Source organism: Virgibacillus oceani, assembly GCF_041521345.1.
GTDB classification, from domain to species: domain Bacteria; phylum Bacillota; class Bacilli; order Bacillales; family Amphibacillaceae; genus Virgibacillus_N; species Virgibacillus_N oceani_A.
The window spans coordinates 63,139-81,965 of record NZ_JBGOHB010000016.1 but is presented as its reverse complement, the minus strand read 5'-3'; the positions used below and the strand labels follow the sequence as shown (position 1 = coordinate 81,965).

Here is an 18,827-nt window from a genome sequence, read left to right as displayed (position 1 = left end):
TACGGATAATGACATCGTATTGTTGCATGCTAATCCAGTATAAAACAGTAAGCTACAATCACATCACCATATAATATCATTATTTCATTGCGCTCACCATTAGTTTAATGGTGAAATGATGAGGGTAAGATAAAGTATACTTATTTCGAACGAATAAGATTTCATTTTGAAAAATGGGTGTGTTCTTGTATAATTCACTACTGTAAATATTATTTCTTAGAAAACTTGGTCGTCACCATGCCTTTAGGTGTCAACCTTAGTTGCACTTATGCAAATCATTACGGTGGGGCGAGGAACTACTATACCGTAGCCCCAGTAAGATAGTTTTTATACTTTATTAACTGCCTATTAATTAATAAAGGAGTGAAAAGTTTGTCAAATGAAGATACAAAAAACAAACAAAGAACACCTCCTTATGTATTGTACATATCAGCAATTTTAATTTTCTTATTTGTATTATGGGGAGCTATATTTCCAGGCCATCTGGGTGAGTCTGCTAACACAGCATTAAACTGGGTAATCGAAACCTTTGGCTGGTTCTATTTACTGATTGCCAGCGGATTTGTCATTTTCGGTATTGTAGTGGCCATCTCCCCTTTTGGTAAACTGCGGCTGGGGAAAGAAAATGACCGGCCGGAACATTCCTATGTATCCTGGGTAGGCATGCTATTTGCAGCAGGATTGGGTGCAGGCTTTGTATTTTTCGGTGTAGCAGAGCCTGTACTATATTATTTGGATCCGCCATCCGGTGTGACACCTGGTACGATCAATGCTGCTGAAACCGGCTTACGCTATGGTATTTTTCACTGGGGATTACATGCTTGGGGTGCATTTTCCGTAGTAGGTCTCACCTTGGCCTATGTTCAATACCGGAAAGATCAGCCGGCATTAATCAGCTCGGCATTTTATCCTTTAATTGGGGATAAAACAAAAGGCTGGATGGGAAACTTAATTGATGTACTAGCTGTTATTTCAACCGCAGCAGGTGTTGCCACCACTTTTGGCATTAGTGCACTGCAAATGTCAGGTGGGGTATCTTACCTAACACCACTAAATAATAATATACCTTTACAGCTTACCATCATTGCAATTATTACAACATTGTTTTTCATTTCAGCGGTTAAAGGAATAAATAAAGGAATTAAAAAGTTAACCAATATCAATTTGCTTCTTGCCGGTGTTCTCATGATATTTGTTCTTGTTTTCGGGCCAACATTAACCTTGTTCGAGGGCATGGTGACTTCCATAGGCGGATATGCCTCTAACCTCATCTCCATGTCTTTAACCATGAGTCCATTTGAAACGGACGAGTGGTTAGGAGCAAATACGATTTTTTTCTGGGCATGGCACATATCCTGGTCGCCGTTTGTCGGCCTATTTATTGCTCGAATCTCTAAAGGTAGAACGATACGGGAATTTATTTCGGGCGTATTAATCGTTCCCTCCATGCTTGCCGTTTTGTGGTTCTCTATTTTTGGCGGAACGGCGTTAAATATTGAAATGGAAGGGATCTTCCCGCTGGCAGAATTTGCTTCCTCAGATGTGGAGTTGACATTATTTGCTATGCTGGAACAGCTGCCGATAGGACTAATTTCTAGTATATTGGCAGTAATAGTGATTGCCCTTTTCTTTATCACATCTGCAGACTCAGCTGCATTTGTTCTCGGTTCCATGACATCTGCAGGATCATTAAACCCGAGTTTCCAAATTAAAATTCTATGGGGCATTTTGATGGCTGGTACTGCCTCTGTACTTTTAATAAGTGGAGGCGGGGGACTCGAAGCACTTCAAACTGCAGCACTCATTGCAGCATTACCATTTGCTTTGGTGCTCATTCTTATGCTTATTTCTGTAAGCATCATGATGGGCAAGGACTTGCAATTAGCAGAAACGAAAAAACAAAAGAAAAAAGACGAAACACTAAAACAATCCTTCCGCGAAGAAACATATGAAGATTTGAAGCAGGAATTGCAGGATGAATGGCGTGAAGAATTAAGAAGAGAACTCACTGCCATGGGTAAAAATAATGCCGAGATGATACATTTTCAAACAACGGATCAGACACCCATCGTTGGAAAACAGCTTCGCGATATTAAATTTCCAACCCATGTGAACATTAGCGCCATTGAACGGGGGAACGATATTATCTCCCCTTCTGGAAGTACGGTAATTGAGTCAGGTGACTTTTTATATATTTTAGCCGAGTCTACACAAAAAGAAGCATTGCAGGCAATTTTGCTGGATAAATAAAAATAGTTACACGGGTAAGGAACAAGGTCTGTTTTACTGATCTTGTTCCTTTTGTTTTATCGATTTGCGGGAACCTGATGGTATAATAAACGTAACATAATCAAAGAGGTGATGAAATTGCCATTTCCTGAAAAAAAGCAGCCTTTTACTTATGCAGACTATTTATCGTGGCCGGAGGATGTGAGAGCGGAAATTATAGACGGTTCACTATATATGAAAGCTGCCCCTTCTATAATTCATCAAAAAATATCAATTGAATTAAGTCGGCAGATTGCAAATTATTTAGTTGGGAAAGATTGTGAAGTTTATCCTGCACCTTTTCATGTAGTCTTAAATTTCGACGATGAAAACAAACGGGAAGAAGATAACAGAGACGTAGTGGAGCCGGACATTTCGATTATTTGTGACAGTTCCCTGCTGGATGATGCAGGCTGTAAAGGGACACCTGATATGATTATTAAAATTATTACCCCTTCTACAGGGAGAAAAGATAAATTGGAGAAATTCAATAAATACGAACAGGCTGGGCTTAGTGAATATTGGATTGTGGAACCTCAGGAGAAAATGGTAAGTGTATTCACCCTTCAGAAAAACATGCGATATGGAAGACCTGATCTGCATTCCAGTGAAGACCGAGTAAAGGTTTCCATTTTTGATGACTTGTTTATTGAGTTGGATAAAGTGTTTGATTATTAGACTGATAAAAATAGCAGGAGGTTAACCACCCCCTGCTATTTTTCCGTAAATTTACTTGCTTCTTAATTCTTCCTTCAAGCTTTTCAATGCCTCATCCAGATCCTTCATCATGAGCTCCAGCGCTTCTTTTTTCGAAACTTCTTCATTTAAATAAATAGGATCTCCGTAAATAATCTTTGGCTTGACGCGAGTGAATAAATCCTTGAAGTTATTTGGCCCTACATAAGCTACAGGAAGAATCGGGGCTTTAGAATACCCTGCAATGGTAACGGCTCCCCTTTTCAATGGAACTTCTTCGTCTGTTCTAGTTCCGCTTGGAAAAATCCCGACCATCTTTCCCTCCTTAAGAAGCTTGCGTGGTATTTTTATTGTGCTTGGCCCCGGATTTTGGCGATCCACCGGAAAAGTATTCAAATTATTCATGAGCCATCTCAGAAAAACATTTGTAAATAACTCTTTTTTCGCCATATAATGAATTTGTTTTGGAAGCATGGCTGATCCCAGCCACAGTATATCAACCCAGCCGGTATGTGTACATGCAATAATATAGGAACCGGATTGTGGCTTATTATCTGTTTGATATTCTCTGATTCTGCCAAATAGGCTTAAAATAATTTTTACAACATTGCCAGCAAAATTATAAAACATCTGTATTCTCTCTCCTATGCCTGATAAAATTCATCTGTTTGTTATTATTTTATCATAAACTGTTAACACCTGGTACTAGGTATTAAATAAAAAATATATGATGCCGAAACTATTTTACTATAACATCGGGACAGGCATACACAAAACTTTATGAAAACAGTAACATTTTTAAAGTAAAGACAGACTAATTGAAAAAGGAAGGTGAATAGTCATGAAAAATTTATTCGTTTTATTATTAAAAATAGCGGCAATTCTTATGCTGGCAGGTTGCGGTGAGGTGGGAGAAAATGAAAACCCTGGCAGTTCCATAAACGGAGATATCCATGGAGATTATGAAGAAATTGTTTCAGCCAACAATGAGCTGGGCTTTCAGTTGATTAGCGAAGTAGAATCAGACGAAAATGGCAACACGTTTATTTCACCAACAAGCTTATCCATGGCATTATCGCTGATTTATAACGGAGCAGAAGGGACAACAAAGGAAGAAATAAGTAATGTGTTACAGGAAGACAATTTAGAGCTGGAGGAATGGAATGAGAAAAATGCTTCCTTATTTTCCGCACTCCAACGTGAAGAAGAACAAGTACAGCTGCATATTGCCAACTCCATCTGGCTCCAGGACCAATATCATTTTCAGCAGGATTTTGCACAGAATACAAGTGATTACTATGAAGCCCAGCAGGAAGAAATTAATTTTCAAAGCGGGGACGCAGCAGAGCGAATAAATAATTGGGTAGAATCGGCAACGAATGACAAAATTACCGATATGGTGAAAGCACCAATGAACCCTAACCTGGTTACTATTCTTATAAATGCAATCTACTTCAAAGGGGAGTGGAAATACGGTTTTGATGAAAGTAATACGGAAGACAGACCTTTTTATTTAAGTGAAGGTTCCACGGAAGAAGTGTCCCTCATGTCATTAAAGGAGGAATTGCCGTATTTTGAAAATGCCGATTTTCAGGCTGTTGCTTTGCCGTATGGTAATGAGGAAACAATGAGTATGCATGTGTTTCTGCCAAAGGAGAACACTGACTTGAAAGGAGTCAGACAATGGCTGACGAACGAAAGTTGGAGTGACATTACGTCTCAATTCCAAAAATCAAAAGGTACTGTTTTATTACCTAAATTTGAGCTGGAATATGAAATAAATCTCAATAAAACGTTACAACAACTTGGCTTGGATTCCGCATTCAATCCCAACAAAGCTGATTTTTCAACCATGATTGAAGAAGAGGACCCAATTTGGATTGATCAAGTGAAACAAAAAACATTTATTGAAGTGAATGAAGAAGGAACAGAAGCTGCAGCAGCAACTTCGATAGAAATGGAAACGACATCGGCACCTGTAGATGACCCATTTTATATGGAAGTAAACCGACCATTCTTCTTTACGATCACGGATGAAGAAACTGGCACTATTCTGTTTATCGGAGAAATTTCCAATCCTTAATGATTTCGGGGACTGCTTATATGATGCAGTCCCCAGTTTTATCACCCTTCAATATCACGCCTGTTATACCCAATAAACCCTGCAATAATTAATACTACAGCAATGATAGAAAGAACAATAATTGGCATCCACTCCATTTCGTATACTGGGAGCTGCGGGATATAGCCAAATGGCGATAGTTTCCCCAGCCATTCCGGGATATTCAAAATTCCTCCTAAATATAAAATGATGAAGGAGTAGAGAAGATATGCCCAAACAAAGCTTGAGAGTTTTGGCAAATATCCGATTAATAATATAGCTGCTCCAATCATAACTAGTACGGCAGGGTAATAAACGAGACCCGCTCCGTATATCGTTCCAAAGTCAAATGGGTCATCCATGACCACCACTGCGGCAGACCACAATCCTATAGCAGACAGTGAAACCATAATAAATCCATTTACAACTGCAATAAGAAAGTAGCTTCCCATCAATTTTGTTCGTGAAACCGACGCAGCCATTATTTGTTCCAGCCGGTTCTTTTTCTCCTCCCCATAAAGCTTAAGCATCGCCATAACAGGCGGCACTGTGGCAAGTATACCCATCACCATCAAAAGCATGGGGATAAATTGTTCTGTCAGCGAATAACCTTCTTCCTGAACGAGCATTTCTGCCAGCAAGTCATTGTCAGAAAAAAATGCTTCCAAGTCCCCCATAACAGCTCCATAGGAAAGCCCCATAACCAACATTCCTATAGCCCAAGCGATAATGCCCGTTCTCTGTAATTTTACCGCATGACCTAGTGGACTTTGTAAAAAGACAGTAGCATTTCTTCTTCCGGGTCTTGCCGGAAAAAATCCAGCGCCCAGATCACGAATGGAATTTAAATAATTTGCAAGAATAAACAGGATGGCTGCTCCGCCAATCATAAATAGAATCGGCCACCAATTATCATTCCAATAAGCTTCTGTTTTTGTGACCCAACCTAATGGGGAGATCATGGATAACGCATCATTACTCACATCACCAATTGCACGTATAAGATAGGAAGCGAGCAAAACGGCGATGGAATAACCGACGACCCCCCGGGAGCTTTCTGAAGCTTGAGCAAATACAGCTGCAATACCGGCGAATACGATCCCGGTTCCACCTAACGTGGCACCATATAATAATGAACCTCCAAGATCCATACTTTCGATACCTAATGCATATAATCCAAAACCGTTAATGAGAGCTAATAGTATATTTGTTGCAACTAGGATGAGCAATGTCGCATTTATATTTGCCAGCCGGCCAACAGGTAAAGATCGAATCAGTTCAATCCTGCCCTCTTCTTCATCAACCCTTGTATGCCGGTTCAAAAGAAGAATATTCATCAATCCAACAACTACCGCTGTCAACAGCAGCATCTGATGCGAAGTCATAGCTCCAACTGTGTAATTTTCCAGATTTCCTTCCCCGACCATTGCTGTCATTGCAGGATTTGCCATGGTTTCAGCCATACCTTGTCTTTCCTGGTCTGAGCCGTATAAATCATCATAAGCTAGAGGGACAACCAAAGTAAAAAAAGTAATTCCAATCAGCCATAACGGGATACGAATACGATCCCTTCTTATAATAAGCACAGCTAGTTTGTGCATGTTTTTAGCATTGGAGAGCAAGCTCATCAGGATGCACCTCCTGCCCCAGCTTCTTTATGTTCGTAATGTCGCATAAATAGATCCTCCAATGTAGGCGGAGTACTTTCCAATTTCAAAATTCCGTACCCGCTGATATGCCTAACCACTGCATCCAATTCTTCGGTATCTACCTGGAAAGTAAGCTCCTGATCTGTATTTTCCAAATCATGCACTCCTTGGAAGTTTTCCAGGGAAGGGATCGTATCTTTCGTTTTCACAAGAAAATGAGTACGTGTCAGATGACGCATTTCATCCAATGTTCCAGATTCAATTATTTTTCCTTCACGGATAATACCGACACTGTCGCATAATTTTTCTACCTCGGATAATATATGGCTTGATAAGAGGACACTTTTCCCTTCATGTTTAACTCCCTTGATCGTTTCCTGAAAAACCTGTTCCATAAGCGGGTCCAGTCCGGAAGTGGGTTCATCCAGAATATAAAGGTCAGCATCTGATGAAAACGCGGAAACCAAGGCAACCTTTTGCCTGTTTCCTTTGGAATAAGTCCGGCATTTTTTGGTGGGGTCCAGCTTAAATTTTTCAATCAGTTCTTCACGTCTATTGTTTTTATTACCCCCTCCGCGCAATTTGGTAAATAAATCAATAACCTCTCCGCCGGTCAGGTTTGGCCATAAATTTACATCTCCCGGAACATAAGCAATACGCTTGTGCAGTTCTACCGCCTGTTTCCAAACATCTTCCCCGAATATTTCAGCGCGCCCTTCCGTTGCTTTTAAAATACCCAGCAAAATTCGTATTGTTGTTGACTTCCCGGCACCATTTGGCCCTATAAAACCATATACTTCTCCTTTATTTACTTCAATATCAACACCATCCAAGGCTGTAAAGCTTCCGAACTTCTTTGTTAAATCTTTCGTTTTTAAAATGCTGCTCATTATGTAACCTCCTTTGTTTAATTATGAAATTTTTTAACCTTTATAGTTCATAATATATGAAAGTAAATAAGTTATCAATATCTTATGAAATATTTATGTTGTTTTATTACAAAACTTTTATTAAACTATATATGAGGTGAACGAAATGAACGGCTTTGAGCGCAGAAAAGAACTAAAGAAAAAAAGTATATTGCAAGCTTCCCTGGATTTGTTTTTGAAATACGGTATTCAAAAGGTTCCCGTATCTGAAATCGCCACAGAAGCCAATGTGTCCCAGGTCACGATCTATAATTACTTCGGCAGTAAAGAGGCATTAATTCAGGACGTCATTATATATTATGTAGATAAGGTGTGGGAGGAATATGAGGAATTATTGGATAGTGACATTCCTTTTCCTGAAAAAATAAAACAGATTACATTTCAAAAAGGTGATGTAGCAAGCCATATGAATGAAGATTTCTTCGGTTATGTGATGAAGGAATACACCAGTGGAAACAGTTATATTGAAACATTTTATCAAGAAAAAGCTTTCCCTCGGCTTATTGATTTTTTTAATGAGGGTAAAGAGCAAGGATATATTGATCCAAAAATATCAAACGAATCTATTCTAATCTTTATTCAGATGTTTACGGAATATATGCAGCAGGGAGATGTCGGAAAGAAAATTCTGCCGTTTTCAGACGATCTTACAAAATTGTTCTTTTACGGCATTGTTGGGAGAGGGGAGGAGTAATCTCCGCACACCTGTAAATCCAGAAAGAAAGGAAAAACATAATGAATTATTTTCTTAGTGCTGTTTTATCTATCATTCTAACTTCTTTTGCTTACTTTTTTGGAAGTTCTGTAATTGGTAACTCAATCGCATTTTGGCAGGCTCTTTTGATTGGCGTTTCGGTAGTTTCTTTAGGTATCATTGCTGAAGGTTCGGGTGCACCCATATGGTTAATTGTGTTAATACCATTTCCAGTTGGGATGTTATTACTTTATCTATTCTTAAATGATTCCTTTTTCACCTGGTTTCTAACATATGTTGCTATTTTGGCATTGTATACCGTCATACACGTATTCATGAGTTACTTTTTCCGCTTTCATTCTCTTATTCCGGCCTGGAAGTTGTCATTTAAAAAGTAAGGTATGAGGGTGAAAACACCCTCTCCTTTGACTTGCGAAGCACTTCACACAAGAGAATTATCTCTCTGCTTCTCAAAATAATACAGTTCATGTTTCACTTTAAACCCGACGGAGAGATATAACTTGAGAGCGATTTGATTATCAGCAGCCACGGCTAACTGTATCTCACCAATAGCATCAAAACTGAAAAGCCAATGGAGTGCCTCGGATAGGAGTTTTTGACCATATCTTTTCCCCTGAAATACAGGATCAACTGCAATAAATTCGATGCTACCTTCTCCATATGCCGGTTGTGCTTCAACATAAGCATAGCCGGCGAGGCGATCTCCATCTTTTAATATAAATACTTTTTGTGTCTGATTAATCCGCTCAATAATTTCCTGACCGGAATAATAGGTTCCAGGAAACGCTTCATCGTGCAGACGAATAAAAGCCATATGATCTGTTTGTGTTAGTTCTTTCAAATCAGTTTTCGGCAGTTTCTCCACGTTTTCTTTTTGAAATATAAGAACAGCTTGATCCGTTGCCTGTTCAAATTGCAGCCTTTCGGCAAACTTTTTTACAAATTTATTCTCTTTATTGGAAAATAAGTCGAAATTATTTACGCTTGCTGGTATTTTATCTAGCAAATTACGCCACATATCAAATGCAACTTCGCTTTTATATTCTACACCAACAAACGGCCCCCACACTTCAGCCGTGTCTTTATCTATATCAGCACCAATCCAGCCGATAAGCTTTCCGTCCTCTACTGCACCCGTCATTTCACTGACATCTTCTTTAATCGCATTTTGGATTTCCTCCGGGTTAGTTCCACAAAATCCGATGTGATGCACTTCTTGCTGGTTTAATTTTGCAATAAAGCTGGCTGTATCTTTTAAGGATATGTCTTTTCCGTTTAATATTCGAATCATAAAAATCGCCTTCCTCTCTTTTATATTAAGTGGGGATAAGGAGTTTTTGCTCCTCTTCCCCTTGTGATTCAATATCGTTTTCCCCTTGCAAACGTGTAATTCCCTTCATACTTCATCAGCTTCCCATCTCCAAGCCAATACGTTATCGGAAATAGCTTATCCAGAAAGTATCGGTCATGGGAAACGGCTATAATTGTCCCATTGAATTGTTCCAGTGCATCTTCCAGTACTTCCTTCGACTCAATATCCAAATGGTTTGTCGGTTCATCGAGTATCAGCAGGTTGTGATTCTGGTGGACAAGCTGTGCAAGGCGTAACCGCATCTTCTCTCCCCCACTCATGCTGCCCACTTTTTGAAAAACTGTTTTCCCGTAAAATAGAAACTTAGCTAAGATGCTTCGTGCCTCCCCTTCTGCTACCTGAACCTGATCACGGAATGCCTCCAATATGGAACATGTTTCATCCATTTCAAACATATGCTGGGACAGAAAGCCAACTGACAGGTTGCTGCCAAGCTTCATTTCACCGTTATCCAACGCCTCATTTCCCAGCAACATGTTCAACAGCGTCGACTTACCGCTCCCATTCTCACCTACAATCGCTGTGCGCTCTTGAAAACGTACATGCATATTTACATCAGATAGCAACTCCCGATTACCGAATGATTTGCTCACCGATTCCATCATGATAACATCATTTCCACTGCGTTTATCCACGTGGAAATCCAGATCGATCTTCTTCTGATCAATGGCCGGCCGTTTTTTCACTTCCATACGAGCCAGTGCTTTTTCCATGCTTTTGGCACGCCGGTGCAGTCCATCATTTGGTGGATTGGCCTGGTTGGCCCATTCTTTCAGCCGTTTAATTGTTTCCTTCATTTTTTTGATCTTTTTTTGCTGATCCTCATATTGCTGAAATTCACGGAGCAGTCTTTCCTCCCGCTCTTTCACATAACCTGTATAGTTTGTATGGTATTTAATGAGTTCTCCTTGATCCATTTCCAGAATGGAGGTTACCGTTTCATCCAAAAAGTAGCGGTCATGCGAGACAATGATCACTGTCCCATCATACTGCTGAATAAAATTTGCCAGCCACTCTATCGCAAATAAATCCAAGTGGTTTGTCGGTTCATCTAAAAGGAGTAAATCCGGTTTGGCGAGTAACAGCTTTGCTAGCCCAATCTTTGTCCGCTCTCCGCCGCTTAACTGCTGCCACTCTTTGTTCTTCAGTTCCTCCATTTGCAACCCGCTCATGATTCGCCTTATTTGTGAATCAATTTCATATCCGCCTTCCTGTTGGAATTTTTCCTGCAAGAGGCCATACTTTTCAATAATACGCGTCAATTTATCCGGATTTGTTTCCGCTGACATTTTCTGCTCAAATTCAGACATTTTTATTTTCAGTTCTTCCATAGAAGCAAATACTTCATAAAGAATGTTTTCCGCACTTTTCCTTCCATCCATGCTAGGCTGTTGCTTCAGCAGATCAACTTTTAATTCTTTTTTCCACGTTATCACACCGCTGGACGGCGATGTTTTCCGGGCTATCAGATCAAGTAAGGTGGTTTTTCCTTCCCCATTTCTGCCAATCAACCCGATTTTGTCACCCTGTTTAATTTCCGTCGTTATCCCGCTAAATACCGTATTCGCTCCAATGGTCTGTGTCACATTTTGTATACTGCATACGATCATGATTCTCTTCCTTTCCGTTTAGAAGAGACATTTTCACAAACAAAAAAGACCGCAGAGAGCTAATCTCCACCGCCTTTAACTTAAAATATGCCGTCTGTGGTCAGATGTCTCTTACTGGTATTTTTCCATTAAGTTGTCTTAAAAAAGGACATACGTATCCCTTGGAAAGAAACATTGGAAAAAAGCGCATAACAAATCCAAAGATATTCTGTGAATTTTGAAATGCCGCCACCAGTAATATTCATCTGAGCCACCTCCTTTTCGCTATGGTAATAGTTTATGGGAAAAATTGTGGGAAGTCAATGGGATTTCAATTTCCACATATATTTCTGCTGGAATAATTATTACTTTTGCAGTAATAAATACTTTCTCAGTGGAATATTTTCTTTTTGTTTTGGAGAGAGAACAAAGCACTTCTATGTTCTTCTCTTAAATGTAGAAGGAACAGCATTTCCTCTCCCCTCAAGAAAGATAAATTGATGATACTCCCATTTTTCATTATACTAAGAAGACGTAAGTGAAAGGAGCCGAAAAAATGGGACAGCTTAATCTGAGATCACAAGTGTTTTCCGTTTTAAAGGATAAGATTCAATTAATCAAAAATAATGGAAGTGCGATATATTTAGTTGGGCCAATCCAGTTGCCCGTTAACCTATATGGAGAAACGGTTGTATTCAAATGGTATTGCTGGCTTAATTATGATGAAGTAACTGAGGACTATGAGAAGATAATAGACAATCTGACTTCAACAAACCTGGCCGAATATCAGCAGTCCAGTGTGCTTGTCTATGGAGATTTTGAAAATGATGACGAGGCCTTAATCAGATTGCACTCCATTTGTCATACCGGAGATATTTTTGGAAGCAAGCGCTGTGATTGCGGCTTTCAGCTGAAAGAATCCATGAAAAAAATCAAAGAGCACGGGACAGGTGCATTATTTTATCTGGCCAACCATGAAGGACGCGGTATTGGGCTTTTCAGCAAAGCGATGGCTTATGTACTACAGGAAAATGGGTATGACACCGTGGAAGCAAACGAAAGCCTCGGTTATGAAAATGATTTGCGTAAATATGATGATGCGATAACTGTTTTAAAAACGCTGCGTACGAAGCCTGTTATCCTGATTACTAATAACCCGAATAAGCTGGCAGCCTTGAGAGATTCAGGGATGTCTGTTAAAGGAAGGACACCATTATGGGGTGATATTTCCGAGTACAATAAAAAGTATTTGGAAACGAAAATCACCAAATCTGGTCATATAGAATCAGAGAGGACATGCCCAAATGACTAGTCATGAATTTTATATGGAGTTAGCTCTAAAGAATGCAATGGCTATGAAAGGCCAGACAGACCCCAACCCACTCGTAGGATCGGTGATTGTGAATGAGAAGCGCATTGTTGGTGTGGGAGCACATTTAAAAGCCGGAGAGTCACATGCAGAAATTCATGCACTTCGAATGGCTGGGGAGCTTGCCCGCGGCAGTACAATTTACGTCACACTGGAACCCTGTTCTCATCACGGACGGACAGGTCCATGTGCTGAAGCAATTGTTGAGGCAGGCATTAAAAAAGCAGTAATAGCCACGCTGGATCCAAATCCGCAAGTCTCAGGCAGTGGTGTGAAAATTTTACAGGATGCCGGTATTGAAGTGGTCACAGGCGTTATGGAAGAAGCGTCACGGAAAATGAATGAAGTGTTTAACAAATACATTGTAGAGAAAAAGCCATTTGTTACGTTAAAATCAGGAATAACACTAGATGGCAAAGTCGCCAGCCATACCTTTAACAGTAAATGGATTACTTCGGAGGAAGCAAGGCTAGATGTCCATAAACTGCGTCATGAGAACATGGCCATTCTCGTTGGTATTAACACCGTTTTGAAAGACGACCCTGCTTTGACCGCTCGAATACCAAATGGAAGGAACCCACTCAGGGTAGTACTGGACTCCTCCTTAAAAATTCCGCTCGATTTTCAGCTCGTTACTAACAAACAAGCAGAAACCTGGATTTTCACCAGTCAAAATCATAATCCAGATAAACGAAAAAAACTGGAAGACCTGGGATTAAGGGTAATTGAAACAGATAGTGGGAAATCTGTTGATCCAAATGAGGTTGTTCAGGTCCTTGGTGAGGAAGGCATTTCTTCCGTGTTCATTGAAGGTGGTGGCAATGTAAATGCATCATTTCTGGAAAACCACTTAATTGATAAAGTGGTACTTTACTTTGCTCCAAAGCTTATCGGCGGAAAAGATGCTCCTACCTTTTTAGAAGGATCTGGCATTGAATTAATGAAAGATGCGATTGAATTAATGGATACTACTTTTGAGAAAATCGGCAAGGATTTTAAATTCATTGGGTATCCAATGTACAACAAAAGTAATTAATCGAGGGATATAAGATGAAATTTGGCTTTGATATTGATGATACATTAATTAACTTAAGGGAACATGCTTTCCATATATATAAGAAGAAGCTAAACAAGCAGGTTCCATTGGATATTTTCAAGGGTTTGGACAGCGTGGAAATACATGAACCGTTCGGGTTAACCGATGCAGAGGGAAAAGACATGTGGGAAAGTTCTTTGGAAGAAATCTACTACACCAATTGTCCCCCTTTTCCCGGAGCAGTAGAAACATTGCAAAAGCTGCACAAGGCAGGACATGAAATTTATTATATTACTGCTAGACCACACGAACACGGCGAGCGGACAAAAGCGTGGATGAAGGAACGAGGCTTTCCTATCCAAGATGACCAATTTTATTACGGGATGAAGGATGAAGAAAAAATTCATATTATCAAGGATTTGGACCTTGATTACTACGTGGATGATAAACCCGCAGTGCTTGAGACTCTTGCAGATGAACAAGTGCATATTTTTGTCAAGGATCAATCCTATAACAGGGATTTGGAGGCTGACCGCATTATCGAGTGGACAGATTTGCATACATTTCTCAATTTCTAAAACCCGAACTTGTCATCGGTAGCCGCCAAGCATTCGGCAATTTTCGGGGAACGACAAATTTTTACGATGAGACGAGCATTTTAGCGCAGTCCCCTTTCTTTACGGTGGGACGAGCATTTTAGCGCAGTCCCAGGCACCCAGCAGTGGTGCCTTTTTTATTCAATATATACAGCAACGATCTCTCCGGTGGATGACTGGATATCCACAATTTTTCCTTCCATTTCATTATCAATGGCTTCTATAATGACATCCATGTCAATATCTGCAACATATTCCTTGGCTGCAGGTACATTTCCGGCTATGCCTTGCCCCAGCTTGAGCATCGTTCTGACAAACCGGACCGGAACGTTGACATTCACCTGATCCTTATCGTCTGAATAAACTCTGACTTTCAGCATTTTATCCAAATACGACTTGGATGGTGACTTCGTTTTAACAACAGGCTCTTCTTTCAATGCCTCTATTAACTCCGCTGCCTCATCGCCATTCAGCCTTCCTTCTTCTACCATTTTTAGCACCCTTTTAATTTCTTCACGCATGCCACTTTCCCCTTTCTAATGATCCTTTATTAATTTAATCGCTTCCTGTGAAGTGATCTCCCCTTTCTCCAGCATACTGATCACCTGAGCCTTCGCGGGAGTTGACGTTAGCTCTGGTTTACTTTTCTTTTCCTGCCTTAATATTTCAATGATCTCATTCAGTTTCCCGCGCACCGTCGGATAGGAAATTCCGAGTTCTTTTTCCACTTCCTTAATATTTCCCCTGGAAACAATAAACGTCTCAATAAATTCCATCTGTTCCCGGGATAAGGAAGAAAACTTGGATAGTTCGAAATCATTTTCTATCGTAGTATGACAGTGAGAACAATGTAATTTCGTAACGTGTAAGGAATGGCTGCAAACCGGACAAGTATTTAATACGGTATAAGTCATCATCATCGTCCTTTCTTAATTTTCAGTGTAGATGATTAAATAAAATAAATCAATAGTTAAATTAAATATATTAATATTTTTAATGATATTATTCCACATATTTAATTTATGATTTAAAAAGGCCAGGCATTAGCCTGACCAACATGATTCACAATAAATCTTCTTCTATTTTTCGCATTTCATAAAAGTATCCTTTTTGCGCGATTAATTCCGAATAGCTGCCACTTTCTCTGATACGCCCTTGTTCCATCACAATAATTTGATCCATTTCTTCTAAACCTGTTAGCTGATGACTGATCAACACCATTGTATCTGCCTTATTTTGCTTAAATAGCTGACCATAAATGCCTTTTGCCGTAACAGCATCAACTGATGATACGGGCTCATCCAAAAACCAAAGTGACTTCCCTTTCAGCATAGCTCTCGCAACGGCAAGTCGCTGTTTTTCGCCGCCAGAAAAATTATTCCCTTTTTCATAAACAGGATCATCCAGCGAAAACTTCTCAAGATGAACAGCGGCCAGTACTTTTTCCATCTCTTCCTCTGTTACATCTTCTCCAGCCAACTGCAAATTTTCCCTCACGGTTCCATAGAAAAAATGGTTTTCCTGCAGCACCACATTCGCAGCTTGCCAAATACTTTCCTGATCAATGGATGCCATAAGTTTGCCATTGATTCGAATATCCCCTTGTTCAGCTTCATACATGTTCAATAAAAGTTGAAGTACGGTAGACTTTCCCGAGCCGCTTGGACCTACAATAGCTGTTTTGGAACCTGCGGGAAGTGATAACGATACATCATCAAGTACTTTTCTCTCTTCATCCGGAAATGTAAAGCTGACATTCTTCATTTCGATAGCTATTTCTTTTTTATCATCTAATATATGCATGGATTCAGCTTGTTCCACTTCTTCCACCTGACTTACAGAAAGCAGCCGGCTCGTCGCCTGCTTTGTTTCATTCAAATAAACAGGGACCCCCGCCATGACGGAAGCATCTTCAAATATGGTAATGGTAAGCATCACCAGCATAGCAAGAAATACCCCTTCCAGCTGACCGGCTGCTACAAAATAGGTTCCCATCACAACAACAACCCATGTGATGAAAAAGCCAACCATCGTAATGATCGCTTCATTGAACTGCAAATTTTTTCCTTCTTTTTTCTGTTCATTCAAATAGAATTCAGAGGTTCCCGTAAGCTGTTTTCTTTTCTCATCCAGTCTTTGATATATTTTTAAATCACGAAAGCCATACAAAAACTCCGTCACATCCGTTGATAGATCTCCTCTACCCGCTCTTACCTGACTATCCAGCTTTCTTTGTTTCATCGTAAACAATGCAGGAAGGACAAAACCTGTTAAAATAAGGCCAATCAATAACACCAAAGCCGTATAAATAGAAAAGAACATGGTAAATAAAATAGTGCTTAAAAATACGATAGCCAGCACAATAGGAGGATAGAACACACGCAGAAAATAATCCTGCAGACTTTCTACATCTCCCACGATTCTCGAAAGCAAGTCACCACTTTGATACTTTTGAAAAATTCCCGGCACTACTTGCTCAAGTCTTTCAAAAAAAGCAACTCTCACATTACTCAAGATAGTGAATGTAGCTCGGTGAGAAAAATATCTTTCCGCATAACGGGATAACGCCCTAGTGAATCCGAGTAGTTTTACCGTGGAGGTTAGCAGGATTAATGCGTATAGCGGTGTTTCTAAAGCAGCGCGAGAAATTAAATAACCACTTGCAGAAAAAAGCCCTACTGCAGCAAGACCTGCTATGATACCGAGAACGATTGAAATGAAAATATCCCTTTTTTCCATAAACATAAGTCGGGTAACAACCATTATTTCTTTCATTCCGCTTCCCCTCCTTTTTGGATGGAAACCATATCCCGATAAGCTGGTACCGCTTGATAAAGTTCATCATGGGTTCCTGCGGCCTGCAGCTCCCCATGATCCAGAAAAAGAATTTGATCGGCATCTTTTATCGTATGCAGCCGGTGGGCCACGGTTATTACTGTGGCATTCCTTGATAATTTTGCGATGGAAGCTTGCAATATTCGCTCCGTCCCAAGATCCAAGCCTGTCGTCGGCTCATCAAATAAAATAATAGATGGCATTTTTATAAAAGCTCTTGCCAATGCCACCCGTTGTTTTTCTCCACCGGAAAGCCCTCGTCCGGCCTCACCAATAAGCGTATCATAGCCGTCCGTGAGGGATGCTATCATATCAGCGAGTCCGGCTTTTTCAGCTGCCTCTTCTACCTCTGTGCGGGAAACTTCCACATTCCCGCCGATAGCAATGTTTTCTGCTATTGTCCCTGAAAACAAGTACGGGTTTTGCGAAATATAACTTAATTGGTTAAACCATCCCTGCTCTTGATAATTTGATAAATCTTTTCCATTCACTGCTATCTTGCCTGAAGACAAAGGTAGCAGCCCAGCAAGTAAATGAAGCAAAGTTGTTTTACCTGATCCGCTTTTTCCAACAATCGCTACTTTCGAAAAGGTGTCAAAAGTTGCGTTGATATTTTTCAATTCAAATTGATTTTCCCCATATTGAAACGCCAGGTTATCCAATTTTATTTCAGGGGGCAATTCTGTGTTTAATTGTTCCTGCCCCCATCGTACAGGCTGATCCTCCTTGTCTAATTCCTCACCTATTTTATTCATCGCGCCCATACTGCTCCGTCCATTGTGAAAGGCAGTGCCAAGCTCTTTGAATGAACTGTAAAATTCAGGAGCTATTATTAAGAGAAAAAATGCAGTGAAGAATGATATACCATCAAAAACAATGAGCTGAAGTGCTATCTCGAGCGCAACAATTCCAATACTCAGCATGGATATCAACTCGAGCATAAAGGAATTAGCAAAAGCAACTTTCAATATTTCCATTGTCGCATCACGAAATTGAAGACTGCTCTCTTTGATTGCCTCTTTTTTCTTTTTTGCCTGTCCAAATAATTTCAGCGTGACAAGCCCCTGTACGACATCTAAAAATTGGCCCGAGAATTGAGAAAGCTTTTCCAGTTGCTCCTCTGACTTTTTCTTTGTCTGCATGCCTATAATAACCATGAATAGAGGGATAAACGGAGCTGTAATCAGGATGATAAAACCGGTGTTTGCGTGTTGGGTGAAAATGACGACAAGCAAAACAAGCGGGATGATCGATGACTGAATGATCTGGGGAATATAACCACTGAAATAACTATCCACTTCATCTACTGCATCCATCAACAAACTGGTCTTTTTACCTGATTGAGAATCAAGGGAAGCTTGGATCGGATTGTCGGTAAGCTTTTGCAAAAGCTTTTTTCGAAAATATCGTTTTGCATGTACACCCATTGCCACACCTGTTAAGCCAATTCCATATTTACTAAGCGCCCTTACGAGAAGAACGAAAAGGAGCCCTCCCAATAACGGAAGAAGCGTCTTAAACGATTCCTCTTGTAAAAAGACACCATCAATCACAGATACAAGGAAGTACGCTTGAACAGTAATGGCCGCAGCTGTGATACCCGTTAACAAGAACATGGATATGAAGCCTTTTTTCTGTTTTTTCATAGCTTTTTTTATATAGCTCATGACCG

Annotated in this window: 18 protein-coding genes; 8 read left to right on the top strand and 10 right to left on the bottom strand. The window is 40.1% G+C overall.

Going from position 1 to position 18,827, the window contains the following annotated elements; translation table 11 throughout:
* The first annotated feature begins 363 nt into the window (after positions 1-363).
* Entirely contained in the window at positions 364-2,250 is a 1,887-nt protein-coding gene (locus ACDX78_RS12995; protein ID WP_486028512.1) for a BCCT family transporter, read from the top strand.
* Positions 2,251-2,367: 117 nt separating this feature from the next.
* On the top strand, positions 2,368-2,946 hold the full coding sequence (locus ACDX78_RS12990) for a Uma2 family endonuclease (protein ID WP_486028511.1): 579 nt from the start codon (positions 2,368-2,370) through the stop codon (positions 2,944-2,946).
* A 51-nt stretch (positions 2,947-2,997) separates the two neighbouring features.
* Here ACDX78_RS12990 and ACDX78_RS12985 read toward each other — a convergent pair whose 3' ends face one another.
* The gene (locus ACDX78_RS12985; RefSeq protein WP_486028509.1) at positions 2,998-3,594 is read right to left on the bottom strand and encodes a lysophospholipid acyltransferase family protein; all 597 of its coding nucleotides are present in this window, start codon (positions 3,592-3,594) and stop codon (positions 2,998-3,000) included.
* A 211-nt stretch (positions 3,595-3,805) separates the two neighbouring features.
* Here ACDX78_RS12985 and ACDX78_RS12980 point away from each other — a divergent pair, with 211 nt between their 5' ends.
* Positions 3,806-5,047: a serpin family protein gene (locus ACDX78_RS12980; protein WP_486028508.1), complete on the top strand. Its 1,242-nt coding sequence runs from the start codon at positions 3,806-3,808 to the stop codon at positions 5,045-5,047.
* A gap of 41 nt (positions 5,048-5,088) precedes the next feature.
* Here ACDX78_RS12980 and ACDX78_RS12975 read toward each other — a convergent pair whose 3' ends face one another.
* Positions 5,089-6,693 (bottom strand): ABC transporter permease, encoded by a 1,605-nt coding sequence (locus ACDX78_RS12975; RefSeq protein ID WP_486028506.1) that lies wholly within the window; start codon positions 6,691-6,693, stop codon positions 5,089-5,091.
* Complete coding sequence (locus ACDX78_RS12970) at positions 6,693-7,604, bottom strand: ABC transporter ATP-binding protein (RefSeq protein ID WP_486028504.1); 912 nt, start codon at positions 7,602-7,604, stop codon at positions 6,693-6,695. The genes ACDX78_RS12975 and ACDX78_RS12970 overlap by 1 nt, the downstream gene beginning before the upstream one ends.
* A 145-nt stretch (positions 7,605-7,749) precedes the next feature.
* On the opposite strand from ACDX78_RS12970, the gene ACDX78_RS12965 reads away from it, so the two are divergent.
* Positions 7,750-8,337 (top strand): TetR/AcrR family transcriptional regulator, encoded by a 588-nt coding sequence (locus ACDX78_RS12965; protein ID WP_486028502.1) that lies wholly within the window; start codon positions 7,750-7,752, stop codon positions 8,335-8,337.
* Between the two features lie 41 nt (positions 8,338-8,378).
* The gene (locus ACDX78_RS12960; protein WP_486028500.1) at positions 8,379-8,735 is read left to right on the top strand and encodes a hypothetical protein; all 357 of its coding nucleotides are present in this window, start codon (positions 8,379-8,381) and stop codon (positions 8,733-8,735) included.
* Positions 8,736-8,779: 44 nt separating this feature from the next.
* Here ACDX78_RS12960 and ACDX78_RS12955 read toward each other — a convergent pair whose 3' ends face one another.
* From ACDX78_RS12955 to ACDX78_RS12945, 3 genes are all read right to left on the bottom strand, one after another.
* Positions 8,780-9,649 (bottom strand): GNAT family N-acetyltransferase, encoded by an 870-nt coding sequence (locus ACDX78_RS12955; RefSeq protein WP_486028498.1) that lies wholly within the window; start codon positions 9,647-9,649, stop codon positions 8,780-8,782.
* 68 nt (positions 9,650-9,717) lie between these two features.
* Positions 9,718-11,340 (bottom strand): ribosomal protection-like ABC-F family protein, encoded by a 1,623-nt coding sequence (abc-f, locus tag ACDX78_RS12950; RefSeq protein ID WP_486028496.1) that lies wholly within the window; start codon positions 11,338-11,340, stop codon positions 9,718-9,720.
* Between the two features lie 128 nt (positions 11,341-11,468).
* Positions 11,469-11,585, bottom strand: coding sequence for an RAxF-45 family protein (locus ACDX78_RS12945; protein ID WP_486028494.1), 117 nt, complete (start codon positions 11,583-11,585; stop codon positions 11,469-11,471).
* Between the two features lie 290 nt (positions 11,586-11,875).
* Here ACDX78_RS12945 and ACDX78_RS12940 point away from each other — a divergent pair, with 290 nt between their 5' ends.
* From ACDX78_RS12940 to ACDX78_RS12930, 3 genes are read left to right on the top strand one after another with little or no spacing between them, the layout of a single operon-like run.
* Positions 11,876-12,631, top strand: a complete 756-nt coding sequence (locus tag ACDX78_RS12940) for a GTP cyclohydrolase II (RefSeq protein WP_486028492.1) — start codon at positions 11,876-11,878, stop codon at positions 12,629-12,631.
* Positions 12,624-13,724, top strand: a complete 1,101-nt coding sequence (ribD, locus tag ACDX78_RS12935) for a bifunctional diaminohydroxyphosphoribosylaminopyrimidine deaminase/5-amino-6-(5-phosphoribosylamino)uracil reductase RibD (protein ID WP_486028490.1) — start codon at positions 12,624-12,626, stop codon at positions 13,722-13,724. Before ACDX78_RS12940 ends, ribD begins: the two co-directional genes overlap by 8 nt.
* Positions 13,725-13,738: 14 nt before the next feature.
* Positions 13,739-14,302, top strand: a complete 564-nt coding sequence (locus ACDX78_RS12930; RefSeq protein WP_486028488.1) for a 5' nucleotidase, NT5C type — start codon at positions 13,739-13,741, stop codon at positions 14,300-14,302.
* Between the two features lie 155 nt (positions 14,303-14,457).
* On the opposite strand, the gene ACDX78_RS12925 is transcribed toward ACDX78_RS12930, so the two are convergent.
* The 4 genes from ACDX78_RS12925 to cydD form a co-directional block, all read right to left on the bottom strand.
* Positions 14,458-14,841 (bottom strand): SHOCT-like domain-containing protein, encoded by a 384-nt coding sequence (locus tag ACDX78_RS12925; protein WP_486028486.1) that lies wholly within the window; start codon positions 14,839-14,841, stop codon positions 14,458-14,460.
* A 15-nt stretch (positions 14,842-14,856) separates the two neighbouring features.
* Entirely contained in the window at positions 14,857-15,234 is a 378-nt protein-coding gene (locus ACDX78_RS12920) for a DUF2089 family protein (protein ID WP_486028485.1), read from the bottom strand.
* A gap of 148 nt (positions 15,235-15,382) precedes the next feature.
* On the bottom strand, positions 15,383-17,095 hold the full coding sequence (gene cydC / locus ACDX78_RS12915) for a thiol reductant ABC exporter subunit CydC (RefSeq protein WP_486028483.1): 1,713 nt from the start codon (positions 17,093-17,095) through the stop codon (positions 15,383-15,385).
* Positions 17,092-18,822, bottom strand: coding sequence for a thiol reductant ABC exporter subunit CydD (gene cydD / locus ACDX78_RS12910; protein WP_486028481.1), 1,731 nt, complete (start codon positions 18,820-18,822; stop codon positions 17,092-17,094). Before cydD ends, cydC begins: the two co-directional genes overlap by 4 nt.
* Positions 18,823-18,827: the final 5 nt, after the last annotated feature.

What these genes read in the sequence shown, in the direction of transcription:
- ACDX78_RS12985 (WP_486028509.1), bottom strand. Translation starts at nt 3,594, where the DNA reads ATGTTTTATAATTTTGCTGGCAATGTTGTAAAAATTATTTTAAGCCTA.
- ACDX78_RS12980 (WP_486028508.1), top strand. Translation starts at nt 3,806, where the DNA reads ATGAAAAATTTATTCGTTTTATTATTAAAAATAGCGGCAATTCTTATG.
- ACDX78_RS12975 (WP_486028506.1), bottom strand. Translation starts at nt 6,693, where the DNA reads ATGAGCTTGCTCTCCAATGCTAAAAACATGCACAAACTAGCTGTGCTT.
- ACDX78_RS12970 (WP_486028504.1), bottom strand. Translation starts at nt 7,604, where the DNA reads ATGAGCAGCATTTTAAAAACGAAAGATTTAACAAAGAAGTTCGGAAGC.
- ACDX78_RS12965 (WP_486028502.1), top strand. Translation starts at nt 7,750, where the DNA reads ATGAACGGCTTTGAGCGCAGAAAAGAACTAAAGAAAAAAAGTATATTG.
- ACDX78_RS12960 (WP_486028500.1), top strand. Translation starts at nt 8,379, where the DNA reads ATGAATTATTTTCTTAGTGCTGTTTTATCTATCATTCTAACTTCTTTT.
- ACDX78_RS12955 (WP_486028498.1), bottom strand. Translation starts at nt 9,649, where the DNA reads ATGATTCGAATATTAAACGGAAAAGACATATCCTTAAAAGATACAGCC.
- abc-f (WP_486028496.1), bottom strand. Translation starts at nt 11,340, where the DNA reads ATGATCGTATGCAGTATACAAAATGTGACACAGACCATTGGAGCGAAT.
- ACDX78_RS12945 (WP_486028494.1), bottom strand. Translation starts at nt 11,585, where the DNA reads ATGAATATTACTGGTGGCGGCATTTCAAAATTCACAGAATATCTTTGG.
- ACDX78_RS12940 (WP_486028492.1), top strand. Translation starts at nt 11,876, where the DNA reads ATGGGACAGCTTAATCTGAGATCACAAGTGTTTTCCGTTTTAAAGGAT.
- ribD (WP_486028490.1), top strand. Translation starts at nt 12,624, where the DNA reads ATGACTAGTCATGAATTTTATATGGAGTTAGCTCTAAAGAATGCAATG.
- ACDX78_RS12930 (WP_486028488.1), top strand. Translation starts at nt 13,739, where the DNA reads ATGAAATTTGGCTTTGATATTGATGATACATTAATTAACTTAAGGGAA.
- ACDX78_RS12925 (WP_486028486.1), bottom strand. Translation starts at nt 14,841, where the DNA reads ATGCGTGAAGAAATTAAAAGGGTGCTAAAAATGGTAGAAGAAGGAAGG.
- ACDX78_RS12920 (WP_486028485.1), bottom strand. Translation starts at nt 15,234, where the DNA reads ATGACTTATACCGTATTAAATACTTGTCCGGTTTGCAGCCATTCCTTA.
- cydC (WP_486028483.1), bottom strand. Translation starts at nt 17,095, where the DNA reads ATGAAAGAAATAATGGTTGTTACCCGACTTATGTTTATGGAAAAAAGG.
- cydD (WP_486028481.1), bottom strand. Translation starts at nt 18,822, where the DNA reads ATGAGCTATATAAAAAAAGCTATGAAAAAACAGAAAAAAGGCTTCATA.